The sequence below is a fragment of the Variovorax sp. UC74_104 genome, from assembly GCF_044055375.1.
Classification (GTDB): domain Bacteria; phylum Pseudomonadota; class Gammaproteobacteria; order Burkholderiales; family Burkholderiaceae_C; genus Variovorax.
Genome location: NZ_CP171978.1, coordinates 1,353,785 through 1,367,021, shown reverse-complemented (window position 1 = coordinate 1,367,021; position 13,237 = coordinate 1,353,785). Strand labels below are relative to the sequence as shown.

Below are 13,237 nucleotides of genomic sequence, written 5' to 3'. Positions count from 1 at the left end.
AGCCAAGCCGTTCCCTGCTGCTCCTTGTCATGCCCCGCAAAGCCCAGACCGAATCCGTCTCCGACCTCAATGCCGCCCCCGGCGGCGCGGCCGCGGTCGATCGCGCGCTGAGCCTGCTGTCGGCCTTCCAGCCGGGCGACGAGGCGCTGTCGCTCGCGCAGTTCGCCGAGCGCACGCAGCTCTACAAGAGCACCGTGCTGCGGCTGCTGGCCTCGCTGGAGCATGCGCGGCTGATCCGCCGGCAGGACGACGGCCGCTACGCGCTGGGCATGGAGATCGCGCGGCTGCACGGCCTCTACGCGGCGTCGCAGTCGCTCGACCGCATCGTGCTGCCCGTGCTGCGCGCGCTGGTGGCGGCCACCGGCGAGAGCGCGGCGTATCACGTGCGGCAGCCCCAGGCCGACAGCTGGGTGCGGCTGTGCCAGTTCCGCATCGATTCGCCGCACGTGGTGCGCGACCACGTGCGCGCCGGCGACCTGCTGCCCAACGACCGCGGCGCGGGCGCGCGCGTGCTGATCGCCTTCGGCCCGCAGGACGAGCTGCCGCGCGGCGCGAAGGAGCGCAAGCTCTACGACACCATCCGCGCGCAGGGCTGGTGCGCGCTGGTGGGCGACCGCACCGCCGAGCTGGCCGGCATCTCGGCGCCGGTGTTCCATGCCGACGGCAGCCTCGCGGCCGCGGTCACGCTGACGATGCCCACGCATCGCTACGACGAGGGCTACATCGAGCCGGTGCGTGCGGCAGCGAAGGAGCTCAGCGGACAGGTCTGAGCAAGCGACCGGTCAACGCAGCGCGGCCAGCACCGCTTGGTTCTGCTCGGGCAGCCCGATGCTGACGCGCAGCCACTCGGGCAGGCCGTAGGGTCCCAGCAGCGAGACCTCGATGCCGGCGGCCAGCAGGCGCGCATGCACCGCCTGCGCATCGCCGACCCGCACCATCAGGAAGTTGCCGGACGAGGGAACGTATTCGAGGTCCAGCGCCTTGAAGCCGGCGGCGAGCTGGTCGCGCCCGGCCGTGTTGAGTTCATAAGTGCGCGCGAGGAAGTCCGTGTCGGCCAGCGCGGCCACCGCGGCGGCCTGCGCCGGGGTCGTCACGTTGAAGCGCGGGCGCTGCGCGTTCATGCGCGCCGCGAGCGTCGGCTGCGACACGCCGTAACCGATGCGCAGCCCCGCCAGCCCGAAGGCCTTGGAGAAGGTGCGAGCCACGATCAGGTTGGGCAGGCGCCGCACCCATTCGATGCTGTCGTAGCGCTGCGCGGGCGCGAGGTATTCGGTGTAGGCCTCGTCCAGCAGCACCGTCACGTGCGCGGGCACCGACTGCAGGAAGGCCAGCAGCGGCGCGGCGTCGATGAAGGTGCCGGTCGGGTTGTTGGGGTTGGCGACGAACACCAGCTTCGTGTCCTCGCCGATGGCCGCGCGCATCGCGTCGAGGTCGTGGCCGAAGTCGCGCGACGGCACGACAGTTGCGTGCGCATGGGCATGCGCGGCGGCCTGCGCGTAGACGATGAAGCCGTACTGCGAATACACGACGCCCTCGCCCGGCTTCAGGCTCACCTGCGCCGCGAGTTCCAGGATCTCGCTCGATCCGCTGCCCAGCGTGAGCCAGTCGGCGGGCACGTCGAGCCGGGCGGCCAGCGCGTTCTTCAGCGCGGTGCCGTTGCTGTCGGGGTAGTTGCCGGCGCCCGCGAGCGCTTCGGCAGCGGCGCGGCGGGCCGACTCGGGCATGCCCAGGGGGTTTTCATTGGAGGCCAGGAGGATCATGGAAGCTGGGCGCTGAAATCGCGGATTTACTTAAGAAGTTAAATATATCCGGCAGCTTGGGCCTTCTTATCAGTGCCTACCCTTTGCGCCCCCAGGGAGCGCCCGTCGATTACCTCTATTTTTGTCACGGATAAATCCCGATTCAGGCTCTTACTCGCCAGCAAAGTATCGAATAAAGTTCATCCCAGGATTGCATCTTTCTCAAGGAGAAACCCACATGACCGCCCGCACCACCGCCCACGGCCTCCAGGTCGCGACCGAGCTCCATCGCTTCATCGAGGACAAGGTCCTCCCCGCCAGCGGCGTGGCCAGCGACGTCTTCTGGAAGGGCTTCGACGCCATCGTCCACGACCTCGCGCCGAAGAACGTCGCCCTGCTCGCCGAGCGCGACCGCCTGCAGAGCGAGCTCGACGCCTGGCACAAGAAGAACCCCGGCCCCATCGCCGACATGCCGGCGTACCGCGCCTTCCTCGAGAAGATCGGCTACCTGCTGCCCCAGCCCAAGGGCGTGAAGGCCACGACCGCGAACGTCGACTCCGAACTCGCGCTGCAGGCCGGCCCGCAGCTGGTGGTGCCGATCCTCAACGCACGCTATGCGCTGAACGCGGCCAACGCCCGCTGGGGCTCGCTGTACGACGCGCTCTACGGCACCGACGCGATTCCCGAGACCGGCGGCGCCGAGAAGGGCAAGGGCTACAACCCGGTGCGCGGCGCCAAGGTCATCGAGTTCGCGCGCAACGTGCTCGACCAGGCCGCGCCGCTGATCAACGGCTCGCACAAGAACGCCACCGGCTACAGCGTGAAGGACGGCAAGCTGGTCGTCGCGCTGCAGAGCAGCAGCACCGGCCTGGCCGATGCCTCGCAGTTCGTCGGCTACCAGGGCGACGCCGCCGCGCCTTCGTCGGTGCTGTTGAAGCACAACGGCATCCACCTCGACATCCGCATCGACCGCTCCACGCCCATCGGCAAGAGCGACGCGGCCGGCGTGAGCGACCTGGTGCTCGAAGCCGCGCTGTCGACCATCCTCGACCTGGAAGACTCGGTGGCCGTGGTCGACGCGGCCGACAAGGTGGTCGCCTACTCGAACTGGCTGGGCATCGTCGAGGGCACGCTCACGGAAGAAGTCGCCAAGGGCGGCAAGACCTTCACCCGCGGCCTGAACCCCGACCGCGAATACACCGGTGCCGACGGCAAGCCCCTGAAGCTGCACGGCCGCTCGCTGATGTTCCTGCGCAACGTGGGCCACCTGATGACCAACCCGGCCGTGCTGTACGAAGGCGGCAAGGAAATTCCGGAAGGCATCCTCGACGCCGTGGTCACCACCACCATCGCCACCATCGACCTCAAGCGCAAGGGCAACTCGCGCACCGGCAGCATCTACATCGTCAAGCCGAAGATGCACGGCCCGGCCGAAGTGGCCTTTGCCAGCGAACTGTTCGGCCGCGTCGAGCAGCTGCTGGGCCTGCCCGCCAACACCGTGAAGCTGGGCATCATGGACGAGGAGCGCCGCACCAGCGTGAACCTCAAGGCCTGCATCGCCGAGGCCGCCGCGCGCGTGGCCTTCATCAACACCGGCTTCCTCGATCGCACCGGCGACGAGATGCACACCGCCATGCAGGGCGGCCCGATGATCCGCAAGGGCGACATGAAGTCCAGCGCGTGGATCGGCGCCTACGAAAAGAACAACGTGCTCGTCGGCCTGTCCAGCGGCCTGCGCGGCAAGGCTCAGATCGGCAAGGGCATGTGGGCCATGCCCGACCTGATGGCCGCCATGCTCGAGCAGAAGATCGGCCACCCCAAGGCCGGCGCCAACACCGCCTGGGTGCCCTCGCCCACCGCCGCCACGCTGCACGCGCTGCACTATCACCAGGTCAGCGTGACCGCGGTGCAGCAGGAGCTGGAGAAGATCGACGCCGACGCCGAGCGCGACAACATCCTCAACGCCCTGCTGCAGGTGCCGATCGCCGCCGAAGCCAAGTGGAGCGCCGAAGAGCGCCAGCAGGAAATCGACAACAACGTGCAGGGCATCCTCGGCTACGTGGTGCGCTGGATCGACCAGGGCGTGGGCTGCTCCAAGGTGCCCGACATCCACAACGTCGGCCTGATGGAAGACCGCGCCACGCTGCGCATCTCCAGCCAGCACATCGCCAACTGGCTGCTGCACGGCGTGGTGACGAAGGCGCAAGTCGACGAAACCTTCCAACGCATGGCCAAGGTGGTCGACGAGCAGAACGCGGGCGATCCGCTGTACCAGCCGATGGCCGGCAACTTCACGGCCTCGGCTGCCTACAAGGCGGCGCAGGACCTGGTGTTCAAAGGCATCGAGCAGCCGAGCGGGTACACGGAGCCGCTGCTGCATGCGTGGCGGTTGAAGGTGAAGGGCGAGGCCTGATCTCCTTCGCCGGCCCGGCGTCGCGCCGGGCCTGACGCACGCACGAACGGCGCCCTCGGGCGCCGTTCTGCATGATGGGCGGCCTGCCGTTAGCATCGACGAGGTCCCCTTCGCCTCCCGCCCTTCTTCCCCGATGAACACGAACGCGGCATCGCCGCCTCCGCCGCGCTGGTCTTCCTCCACGGCCGCCATGCTCGTGGCCCTGGCCACCGCCTTCGCCCTGAGCCAGGCCTTCCGCACCGTCGGGGCCATGATGGCCACGCCGCTCACCAGCCACTTCGGGCTCACGCCGCAGCAGCTCGGCACCTGGGCGGGCACCTTCCACTTCATGTTCGGGATCATGCAGCTCGCGATGGGCGTGTCGATCGACATCTTCGGCGTGCGCCGCACGGTGCTGACGGCCTTTCCGCTGGCCGTCGCGGGCGCGGTGCTGTGCGCGATGGCGCCGAACTTCCACGCGTTGCTGCTGGGGCAGGCGCTGGTCGGCGTGGGCTGCGCGCCGGCCTTCCTGGCCTGCACGGTGTTCATCGCGCGGCACTTCGATGCCTCGCGCTTCACTGCGATGTCGGGGCTGGTGATGAGCCTGGCTGGCATGGGCATCCTGTTCACCGGCACGCCGCTGGCGCTGCTGATCGAGGCTTCGTCGTGGCGCGTGGGCTATGCGGTGCTGGCGGCGTTCGCGGTGCTTTCGTGGCTGCTGATCTTCTGGCGCGTGCGCGAGCCTGCGCGCGCGGCCGATATCGCGCTGCCGGAACGGGCGGAGCGCCAGTCGCTGCGCAAGGCCGTGCGCGAGCTGCTCCCGCTGTTCGCGATGCCGCATACGCTGGGACTGCTGTGCTTCGCCTGCGTGTCGTACGCGGCCTTCATCACGCTGCGCGGGCTGTGGCTCGGCCCGGTGCTGCACGAGCGGCACGGCCTCTCGCTGGTGGCGAGCGGCAACGTCGCGCTGGTGATGACGGTCGCCGGCATGATCAGCCCCACGCTCTTCGGCCGCATGGACCCGGGAGGCGCGCGGCGCACGCGCTGGATGATGGGCTGCGCGCTCGCGGGCACGCTGATGTTCGGCGCGATGGCGCTGACGCATTCGCGTGCGATCGACATCGGCCTGCCGATCGTCTACGGCCTTCTCTCGGGCTACAGCGTGCTGCAGTACGCGTACACCAAGAACGCCTACCCGGCCGCGATGACGGGGCGCGCGATGGCGCTGATGAACATGGCGATGTTCCTCGGCGTCTCGCTGATGCAGTGGACCACCGGCGTGGCCGCGTCGTGGGCCGTGGCGAATGGCGTCGAGCCGTTCCGCGCTGTGTTCTTCACGGTGGCGGGCATGCTGGCCGCGGGCAACCTGGCGTTCTTCCTGCTGCCGCGTGCGTCCGCACGGCCGGCGGCGCAGCTCAGCGCTTGATCGCGAGCATCAGCACGCCGCCCGCGATCATCGCCACGCCCGCCCATTCGCGGCCGGAGGGCCGCTCGCCGAGGAACATCACGGCGAAGAGCACGACCAGCACCACGCTGAGCTTGTCGACCGGCGCGACGCGCGAGGCATCGCCCACCTTGAGCGCGCGGAAGTAGCAGACCCACGACGCGCCGGTCGCGAGCCCCGAGAGCACGAGAAAGAGCCAGGTGCGCGGCGACAGCTGCAGCGGGTTCGTCCACTTGCCGGTGGCGTTCACGAACACGAGCAGCACCGCGAAGATGACCACGGTGCGCACCAGCGTCGCCATGTCGGAATCGACGCCGGCCAGGCCGAGCTTGGCGAGGATGGCCGTCAGCGCGGCAAAGACGGCCGACAGGACGGCCCAGAGAAACCAGTTCGAGGCGGCGAGGTTCATCGTGCTTTCTTTCATCGGCGACAGCGCGGGCGTCTTCATCATGCGCGATGCGACTTTGCTCTACCTGACGAACGGCGTCAGGCGTCTTCGCCCAGGCGCGCGCGGATCTCCTTGCGGCTGAGCTGGCGCTTGGTTGCGGCATAGACGTCGGGGCGACCGTACATGACTTGGTTGCTCGACTCGCCGAACTCCGGCCGGCCCCATGCACACGTGGTCCTGACGAAGCAGCGTCGCAGCACGTCGAAACGCTTGTCCCAGACACCGGGCGCCTTCATCGGCGGCGTGGTTGCCAAGGTGATCTCGAACCAGTCGCCGTTTACGCGGTGCCATTGCGTGAGTTCGTCGATCTCGACGAACGACAGCTCCTCATTCTTTCCATGCTGCCCGTTCCTCTCGCCGCGTTCGCGCTGCCGCGCCTGTGCGACGCGTCGATTGGGCAGCAGGATGCCGGTGACCGGATGCACGAAAAGCTCCACCCTGGAGGCCTCCTCCAGCGGAACGCGATCGCCGCGCCCCCACCGGGAAGCGCGCACCAGCACTTCGCCATCTCGCATCACCGCGCCGCGGTCCACGAAGTCCTCGATGTGCTCGAAGATGTGCGCCTGCACGGTGCTGCGCTTGTCGATGCCGCTGCACAGCTCCGCATACACCTTGTCCCAAGGCCGGTGCACCTGCTTGTGCAGCCAGCGCTTGAGCGGCGCGAGGTTTTCGTTGAGCCACTTTCTGTGCTTGTAGCCGCGCTTCATGCCGATGCGCGAACCTGCCTCCTTGCCGTTGCGCCACTTGCGTCCGTCGCCCTGCACACGCCAGCCGCTTCGCGGCCGCTCGACGATGACCTTGTCCATGTCTTCACGCATCGTCGGACCTCCCGATGCTGCGCGCTGCCTTCTGCAGCGCCACCTTCTGCGCGCGCCGCTCGGCACTGTGGGTGCGCAGGTGGCGGCCGGCCTTCTGGCTCGCTTCACGGCGTGCCAGTGCGGCCACCACGGGGTTGCGGGGTGCCGCGTTCGGCACCGAGAAATAGAACCGGCCCAGACGCTTGTCGTCGTCGCGGGCCCTTCGTTGAGCACTCATATGTGCACACACTCCGAAAAACAAAAAAGCCCCGGCGAATGGCTGCGCGGGGCCTTTGTCGATGGGCCTCGGCGGATGCATGGATGCACGTCCGGCCGGGGCGGTCGGTGTGCGGGTCAGGTGTTCAGGAAACGGTTCATTGGATTGGTGTGGCACCCGGGAGGTCGATCGTCGCCGGGCGCGAAGGGAGCAAAAACTGTTGCTGAAAAACGAAGGGCGGATTCTGTCGAGCACGCGTTCGATGCGCAAGTGCCGCGCATCGCTTGTGTGGCGCAAAGCCTACGTGGCAGGCGAATGAATCCAATCGCGCGCAGGTGGCGTATCAGGTTCAAGCGCATCGCGCCTCCGAGCTGTTGGCGGTTTCCACAGAGAGCCTCGAGAACGAACCATCCATCATCTTTCCAGGAGACTTCAATGAAGAAACTCGTGATCGCAGCCAGCGTCTCTGTCCTTCTCGCAGCCTGCGCAGGCGGCATGGGCATGAGCGGCAACAGCAGCAGCGGCGCATCGAACCCGATGGTCGGCGGCGCGCCGATGTACCCGACGAAGGACATCGTCGACAACGCCGTGAACTCGAAGGACCACACCACGCTGGTCGCCGCCGTGAAGGCAGCCGATCTCGTCGGCACGCTGAAGAGCCCCGGCCCCTTCACCGTGTTCGCGCCCACCAACGCGGCCTTCGCGGCGCTGCCCGCCGGCACGGTGGACACGCTGCTCAAGCCCGAGAACAAGCCCACGCTGACCAAGGTGCTGACCTACCACGTGGTGCCCGGCAAGCTCGATGGCGCTGCGCTCATGAGCGCGATCAACGCAGGCGGCGGCAAGGCCACGCTGAAGACCGCGAGCGGCGGCACGCTGACAGCGACGATGAGCGGCGGCAACGTGCTGGTGACCGACGCCAAGGGCGGCACGGCGACGGTGACGATCGCCAACGTCTACCAGTCGAACGGCGTGATCCACGTCGTGAACAAGGTGCTGCTGCCGGGTTGACCGACCCGGCTCTGCGCTTTCGTCAATTGCGCTGCGCGGCCTCGGCCTCGTCGCGCAGCCACTGCGCGAACTCCTGCGCGTCGCGGTTGCCCGCGGCGCGCCTGGACATCTCGATGAAGTAGCCGCGGTGCGAGGCAACGCCCTCGCCCAGCGGCGCCACGAGCCGGCCGTCGCGCACCAGCTCGCTCAGCAGCGGCAGCCGGCCTATCACCACGCCCTGGCCCGCCACTGCGGCCGAGACGGCATCGGCGTACTGCGTGAAGCGCAGCGTGCTCTTCATGCGCAGGTCGTCCAGCCCCATCACCTTGAGCCAGGGCTCCCAGTCGGCGGTGGGCGCTTCGCCGTGGTCGGGGTACTCGACCGTCAGCAGCGTGAGCTTCGAGAAATCGGACAGCTCGCGCAGCGATGCAGCCACCTGCGGCGCGCACAGCGGGATCACCGACTCCTCGAACAGCGCCGGCCCCACGCCACGGCCGATGGGCACGAAGCGCACCGCGAGGTCGATGCGGCTGCTTTCCAGGTCGAGCACGTCCAGCGTGGCCGACACGCGCACGTCGACCTGCGGATGGCTGCCGGTGAAGCGCGCCAGCTTCGGTATGAGCCAGATCGACGCGAAGCCCGGCGTGGTGGTGATCGCCACCTGCCGCGGCGCGGAGCTCGCGCGCACCCGCGCGGTGGCGTCGCGCAAACGCTCCAGGCTGTCGGTGACGGCGCGCTGCAGCACGCCGCCGGCCTCGGTGAGCGACAGCGCGCGGTGGCGACGCTCGAACAGCAGCACGCCCAGGCTGGCCTCCAGCTGCTGGATCTGCCGGCTGACGGCCGACTGCGTGAGGTGCAGTTCGGCGGCCGCCAGCGTGAAGCTCAGCCGTCGCGCTGCCGCCTCGAAGCTGCGCAGCAGTTCGAGCGGGGGAAGTTCGCCGCCGACGGCGCCGGGGGCTTTCGCATTCTCTGTACGCATGCAACGAGTTCCAAATGACCGTGTGCAAAGAGGGACTCGGCTCACTATATTCATTCGCATAGTGAATGCAATGGAGCTTGCCATGAGCACCTCGTCCTCCTCTTCCACCTCTTCTTCCTTTCCCTCCGTGACTTTCTCGTCCAGCACTTCCCGCTTCCATGTGAGCCTGCCGAAGCGCTCGGTCTTCGCCGTGCCCGACGGCGCAGGCGTGGGCATCGAATGCCGCAGCGGCTCGGTGTGGATCACCATCGACAGCGACACGCGCGACATCGTGCTGGAGCCCGGCGAGCGCTTCGAGGGCGGCGACCACCGGCGCGTGCTGGTGTCGGCGCTGGAGCCGTCGTGCATCACGGTGTCGGACGCACGCCCGGCCGCAATGCCGCTGCCCGCGCCTTCGCCGCGCGCATGGTCGCCATGGCGACTGCGGCCCCACGGGTTGTCCCCGGCTTGACCGGGCCCCATGCGCATCGAACCATCGATGCCATGAGTTCCGACACCCCCGCACAACCCTTCATCCTCCAGGAGCAGGCCGACGGCATCGCAACGCTGACGCTGAACCTGCCCGCCAAGCTCAACCCCATCGCGCACGGCCTGCAGGTCGAGTTGCGCGACGCGCTGGAACGCATCCGCGACGACCGATCGGTGCGCGCCGTGATCCTCACCGGCGCCGGCAAGGCCTTCTGCGTGGGCGCCGACCTGAGCGCGATGGCGCCGCCCGAAGAGGGCAAGTCGCTCGGCACGCAGACCGCCGAGTGGATGCAGAGTCTGAGCAATCCGCTGATCGAGACGCTGCGCACGCTGCCGGTGCCGGTGGTCGCGGCGGTGAACGGTCCGGCCGCCGGTGCGGGCGTGGGCTTGGCGCTCGCGGCCGACGTGACCATCGCGGCACGCAGCGCCTACTTCTACCTGCCTTTCCTGCCGAAGCTGGGCATCGTGCCGGACCTGGGCTGCACCTGGGCCATTCCGCGTCGCGCCGGCCGAGCCCGCGCCATGGGCATGGCACTGCTCGACGAGCGCGTGGGCGCGGGCCGCGCAGTGCAATGGGGCCTGATCTGGGCCTGCGTGGATGACGGGCAACTGCTCGAAGAGGCCAAGGGCATCGCGCAGCGCCTGGCCCGCCTGCCGGCGCACGCGGTGATCGAGGCGCGCGAAGCCTTCGAGGCTTCGGAGCGCCACACGCTGAAGGAACAGCTGCACTACGAGAGCGAGCGCCAGCGCGAGCTGATCGACAAGCCCAGCTTCCGCGAGGGCGTGAGCGCCTTCCTGCAGAAGCGCCCGCCGGTCTTCGAGAACCGCTGACATTCCGACACCGGCGTCCACTGGCGCCGGCCTGGGGGCTGCAGGACAATGCCGCGCATGTCCATCCCCAACGCCTTCTACGCCCAGTCGGGCGGCGTCACCTCGGTCATCAACGCCTCGGCCTGCGGCGTGATCGAGACGGCGCGCCGCCACCCTGACCGCATCGGCAAGCTCTACGCCGGGCGCAACGGCATCATCGGCGCGCTGGCCGAGGAGCTGATCGACACCGGCGCCGAATCGGCCGAAGCCATCGCGGCGCTGCGCACCACGCCATCGGGCGCCTTCGGTTCGTGCCGCTACAAGCTCAAGTCGCTGGAAAAGAACCGCCGCGAGTACGAGCGGCTGATCGAGGTGTTCAAGGCGCACGGCATCGGCTACTTCTTCTACAACGGCGGCGGCGATTCGGCCGACACCTGCTTCAAGGTGAGCCAGCTCTCGCAGTCGATGGGCTACGCGCTGCAGGCCATCCACGTGCCCAAGACCATCGACAACGACCTGCCGCTGACGGACTGCTGCCCCGGCTTCGGCTCGGTCGCGAAGTACGTGGCGGTGTCGACCATCGAGGCCTCCTTCGACGTGCGCTCGATGGCGGCCACCTCCACCAAGGTGTTCGTGCTCGAGGTGATGGGGCGGCACGCGGGCTGGATCGCGGCGGCCGGCGGGCTCGCGGCGGACCAGGGCATTCCGGTGGTGGTGCTGTTCCCCCGAGATCGAATTCGACAAGGCGCGCTTCCTCGCGCGCGTGGACGAGCTGGTGAAGCAACACGGCTACTGCTCGGTGGTGGTGTCCGAGGGCTGCCATCACCCCGACGGCACCTTCCTCGCCGAGCAGGGCACGCGCGACGCCTTCGGCCACGCGCAGCTCGGCGGCGCGGCGCCGGTGGTGGCGCAGATGGTCAAGGACGCGCTGGGCCACAAGTTCCACTGGGCCGTGGCCGACTACCTGCAACGCGCGGCGCGGCACATCGCATCGGCCACCGACGTGCGGCAGGCCTACGAACTGGGGCAGCGCGCGGTCGAACTCGCGCTGGAGGGCCGCAACGCGGTGATGCCGACCATCGAGCGCATCTCCGACGCGCCCTACGCCTACCGCCTGGGCAGCGCGCCGCTCGAATCGGTCGCCAACGTCGAGAAGCCGATGCCGCGCGACTTCATCTCCGACGACGGCTACGGCATCACCGAGAAGTGCCGCCGCTACCTGCTGCCGCTGATCGAGGGCGAGGACTACCCCGCCTACAGCGGCGGGCTGCCGATGTACGCGACGCTGCGCAACGGCATCGTCGCGAAGAAGCTGCCGGCCTTCGAGATTTCATGATGTCCACCACGGCAGAGGCTCCGGCCAGCCTGATCGACGCCACGCGCTGCCCGCTGTGCGGCGAGGCGAACCGCTGCGCGATGGAGATCGAGCGCGAGACCGGGCAGGCGCAGCCGCCGTGCTGGTGCATGCAGGTCGACTTCAGCAAGGCGCCGCTCACCAACCTGCCGGAAGAGATGCGCGGGCTCGCATGCATCTGCATGCGCTGCGCGACGGGCGCCGCGCCTCAGGACTGACCAGGGGCCAGCTGCGGCGCTTCTGTTTGCGCCGGCTCCGGCGCGGACTCGGCCACGTCGGCGGCCACCACCATCGAGGGCGCATCGCCCGGCCGCTGCTGCGTGATCACGCGGTGGATGAACTGCAGCTTGCCCACCGCCGCGCGCGGCAGCACGAAGGGGTAGTAGTCGGGCTGCCCCATGCTGCGCGACAGCTCGTTGAGCACGTTGGTGAGCAGCACCCAGCCGTTGATGAAGTCGAGGAACTTGCCGGCGTCGGGGTCGTCGGGCTGCCACAGGTCGGCAGGAGTGAAGAGGTCGCTCGTGAGCTCGACGTTGGTCGCGTCGACGCCGAAGCTGATCGCCGTGTCGGCCGTGTCGGCCATGTGCAGGTAGTGGGCCCAGGTCTCGGCCCAATCTTCCCACGGGTGCGTGCTTGCGTAGCTGCTCACGAAGCGGTCGGCCCAGTCGGGCGGCGGGCCCTGCTCGTAGTGCGTCTGCAGCGCGGCGGCGTAGTCGGCGCGCTCGTCGCCGAAGAGCGCACGGAAGTCGTCGATCCATTGCGTGGGCTGCACCAGCAGGTCCCAGTAGTAGTGGCCGACCTCGTGGCGGAAGTGGCCCAGCAGCGTGCGGTAGGGCTCGCGCATCTCGGCTCGGATGCGCTCGCGCACGGCGTCCTCGGCCTCCTCGGCGTTGAGGGTGATCACGCCGTCCTGGTGGCCGGTCATCACGTGCGGGCCGCCCGGCGTGTTGCTGAGGAAGTCGAAGGCCAGCCCGTGGACGGCATCGGCGTGGCGGCTCACCACCGGCAGGCCCAGCGCGAGCAGCTGCGAGATCAGCCTGCGCTTGGCGGTCTCCAGCTTGCGCCACAGCTCGCCGTTGCCTTCCACCGAAAGATCGGGAATGGTGCGCGTGACGCTGCAGGCCAGGCAGTAGCCGGGCGCGAGGCCGTGGGTATCGGGCGGCAACTGTTCGCCCTCGCGCGCGGCGGGCACCATCCAGTTGCAGCCGGCCGGCGTCAGGAAGTTCGCGCAGCGGCGGTAGGTCTTGCCGTGCGGATCGCCGAACACGGTGAAGGTGTCGGGCTGCGCGCCCTCGCCTGCTGCCGGCGCGAGCGGCATCACGCCGAGCCGCTCGATCACGTAGCCCAGCGGCGTATGGCAGGCCAGGCATTCGCTGTTGCGCAGGAAGATGGGGCGCTCGCACTGGCAGCGGTAGGCGCGGCTGACGGTGGGCGCGGCGAGTTCGGTGGCGAGGGTGGACGCGGCCGGCTCGGCCGCGAGAGCGGGTGCGGCCTGCCCGGCCGCGGGAGTGATCGCGCCTTCCGCGTCTCCTGGCGCGGCGGGCTGGGCATCGGCTTGTTCGCCGGATGAAGCGTTCATGCTGTTGTCGACTTGGTTCA

12 protein-coding genes and 2 pseudogenes are annotated in these 13,237 nt (G+C 68.8%); 8 read left to right on the top strand and 6 right to left on the bottom strand.

The genetic code is table 11. From position 1 onward, the window contains the following. Window positions 1–29: 29 nt before the first annotated feature. Window positions 30–770 carry an IclR family transcriptional regulator gene (locus tag ACHMXA_RS06475; protein WP_395319444.1) on the top strand — a complete coding sequence of 247 codons (741 nt, stop codon included), beginning with the start codon at window positions 30–32 and terminating at the stop codon, window positions 768–770. A gap of 12 nt (window positions 771–782) precedes the next feature. Here the strand turns inward: ACHMXA_RS06475 and hisC are convergent. Further along, window positions 783–1,766: pseudogene (hisC, locus tag ACHMXA_RS06470) on the bottom strand (histidinol-phosphate transaminase); the annotation flags it as partial. 211 nt (window positions 1,767–1,977) lie between these two features. On the opposite strand from hisC, the gene ACHMXA_RS06465 reads away from it, so the two are divergent. Continuing rightward, entirely contained in the window at window positions 1,978–4,152 is a 2,175-nt protein-coding gene (locus ACHMXA_RS06465) for a malate synthase G (protein ID WP_395319442.1), read from the top strand. Window positions 4,153–4,285: 133 nt separating this feature from the next. Then, window positions 4,286–5,557 (top strand): MFS transporter, encoded by a 1,272-nt coding sequence (locus tag ACHMXA_RS06460; RefSeq protein WP_395319440.1) that lies wholly within the window; start codon window positions 4,286–4,288, stop codon window positions 5,555–5,557. Here the strand turns inward: ACHMXA_RS06460 and ACHMXA_RS06455 are convergent. From ACHMXA_RS06455 to ACHMXA_RS06445, 3 genes are all read right to left on the bottom strand, one after another. Further along, window positions 5,547–5,984 carry an EamA family transporter gene (locus tag ACHMXA_RS06455; protein ID WP_395321238.1) on the bottom strand — a complete coding sequence of 146 codons (438 nt, stop codon included), beginning with the start codon at window positions 5,982–5,984 and terminating at the stop codon, window positions 5,547–5,549. The two genes, ACHMXA_RS06460 and ACHMXA_RS06455, sit on opposite strands and share 11 nt — an antisense overlap. 77 nt (window positions 5,985–6,061) lie before the next feature. After that, entirely contained in the window at window positions 6,062–6,841 is a 780-nt protein-coding gene (locus ACHMXA_RS06450) for a hypothetical protein (RefSeq protein WP_395319438.1), read from the bottom strand. Beyond that, on the bottom strand, window positions 6,834–7,058 hold the full coding sequence (locus ACHMXA_RS06445) for a hypothetical protein (protein WP_019655612.1): 225 nt from the start codon (window positions 7,056–7,058) through the stop codon (window positions 6,834–6,836). Before ACHMXA_RS06445 ends, ACHMXA_RS06450 begins: the two co-directional genes overlap by 8 nt. A gap of 474 nt (window positions 7,059–7,532) precedes the next feature. On the opposite strand from ACHMXA_RS06445, the gene ACHMXA_RS06440 reads away from it, so the two are divergent. Then, window positions 7,533–8,048, top strand: a complete 516-nt coding sequence (locus tag ACHMXA_RS06440) for a fasciclin domain-containing protein (RefSeq protein WP_256099054.1) — start codon at window positions 7,533–7,535, stop codon at window positions 8,046–8,048. Window positions 8,049–8,070: 22 nt separating this feature from the next. On the opposite strand, the gene ACHMXA_RS06435 is transcribed toward ACHMXA_RS06440, so the two are convergent. Then, the gene (locus ACHMXA_RS06435) at window positions 8,071–9,006 is read right to left on the bottom strand and encodes a LysR substrate-binding domain-containing protein (RefSeq protein ID WP_395319435.1); all 936 of its coding nucleotides are present in this window, start codon (window positions 9,004–9,006) and stop codon (window positions 8,071–8,073) included. Window positions 9,007–9,088: 82 nt separating this feature from the next. Here ACHMXA_RS06435 and ACHMXA_RS06430 point away from each other — a divergent pair, with 82 nt between their 5' ends. The 4 genes and pseudogenes from ACHMXA_RS06430 (at window position 9,089) to ACHMXA_RS06415 (ending at window position 11,856) form a co-directional block, all read left to right on the top strand. Next, window positions 9,089–9,457, top strand: a complete 369-nt coding sequence (locus ACHMXA_RS06430) for a DUF2917 domain-containing protein (protein WP_395319433.1) — start codon at window positions 9,089–9,091, stop codon at window positions 9,455–9,457. Between the two features lie 32 nt (window positions 9,458–9,489). Continuing rightward, on the top strand, window positions 9,490–10,305 hold the full coding sequence (locus tag ACHMXA_RS06425) for an enoyl-CoA hydratase-related protein (protein ID WP_395319431.1): 816 nt from the start codon (window positions 9,490–9,492) through the stop codon (window positions 10,303–10,305). 57 nt (window positions 10,306–10,362) lie between these two features. Continuing rightward, window positions 10,363–11,620, top strand: a pseudogene (locus ACHMXA_RS06420) (6-phosphofructokinase). Next, entirely contained in the window at window positions 11,617–11,856 is a 240-nt protein-coding gene (locus ACHMXA_RS06415; protein WP_395319429.1) for a cysteine-rich CWC family protein, read from the top strand. The pseudogene ACHMXA_RS06420 and the gene ACHMXA_RS06415 overlap by 4 nt, the downstream one beginning before the upstream one ends. Here ACHMXA_RS06415 and ACHMXA_RS06410 read toward each other — a convergent pair. After that, window positions 11,847–13,217, bottom strand: a complete 1,371-nt coding sequence (locus tag ACHMXA_RS06410) for a putative zinc-binding metallopeptidase (protein ID WP_395319427.1) — start codon at window positions 13,215–13,217, stop codon at window positions 11,847–11,849. The genes ACHMXA_RS06415 and ACHMXA_RS06410 overlap by 10 nt on opposite strands. Between the last annotated feature and the right edge of the window lie 20 nt (window positions 13,218–13,237).

Coding starts and splice junctions, on each gene's coding strand:
- ACHMXA_RS06415 (WP_395319429.1), top strand. CDS start 11,617: ATGATGTCCACCACGGCAGAGGCTCCGGCCAGCCTGATCGACGCCACG.
- ACHMXA_RS06450 (WP_395319438.1), bottom strand. CDS start 6,841: ATGCGTGAAGACATGGACAAGGTCATCGTCGAGCGGCCGCGAAGCGGC.
- ACHMXA_RS06465 (WP_395319442.1), top strand. CDS start 1,978: ATGACCGCCCGCACCACCGCCCACGGCCTCCAGGTCGCGACCGAGCTC.
- ACHMXA_RS06425 (WP_395319431.1), top strand. CDS start 9,490: ATGAGTTCCGACACCCCCGCACAACCCTTCATCCTCCAGGAGCAGGCC.
- ACHMXA_RS06445 (WP_019655612.1), bottom strand. CDS start 7,058: ATGAGTGCTCAACGAAGGGCCCGCGACGACGACAAGCGTCTGGGCCGG.
- ACHMXA_RS06435 (WP_395319435.1), bottom strand. CDS start 9,006: ATGCGTACAGAGAATGCGAAAGCCCCCGGCGCCGTCGGCGGCGAACTT.
- ACHMXA_RS06430 (WP_395319433.1), top strand. CDS start 9,089: ATGAGCACCTCGTCCTCCTCTTCCACCTCTTCTTCCTTTCCCTCCGTG.
- ACHMXA_RS06410 (WP_395319427.1), bottom strand. CDS start 13,217: ATGAACGCTTCATCCGGCGAACAAGCCGATGCCCAGCCCGCCGCGCCA.
- ACHMXA_RS06455 (WP_395321238.1), bottom strand. CDS start 5,984: ATGAACCTCGCCGCCTCGAACTGGTTTCTCTGGGCCGTCCTGTCGGCC.
- ACHMXA_RS06475 (WP_395319444.1), top strand. CDS start 30: ATGCCCCGCAAAGCCCAGACCGAATCCGTCTCCGACCTCAATGCCGCC.
- ACHMXA_RS06460 (WP_395319440.1), top strand. CDS start 4,286: ATGAACACGAACGCGGCATCGCCGCCTCCGCCGCGCTGGTCTTCCTCC.
- ACHMXA_RS06440 (WP_256099054.1), top strand. CDS start 7,533: ATGGGCATGAGCGGCAACAGCAGCAGCGGCGCATCGAACCCGATGGTC.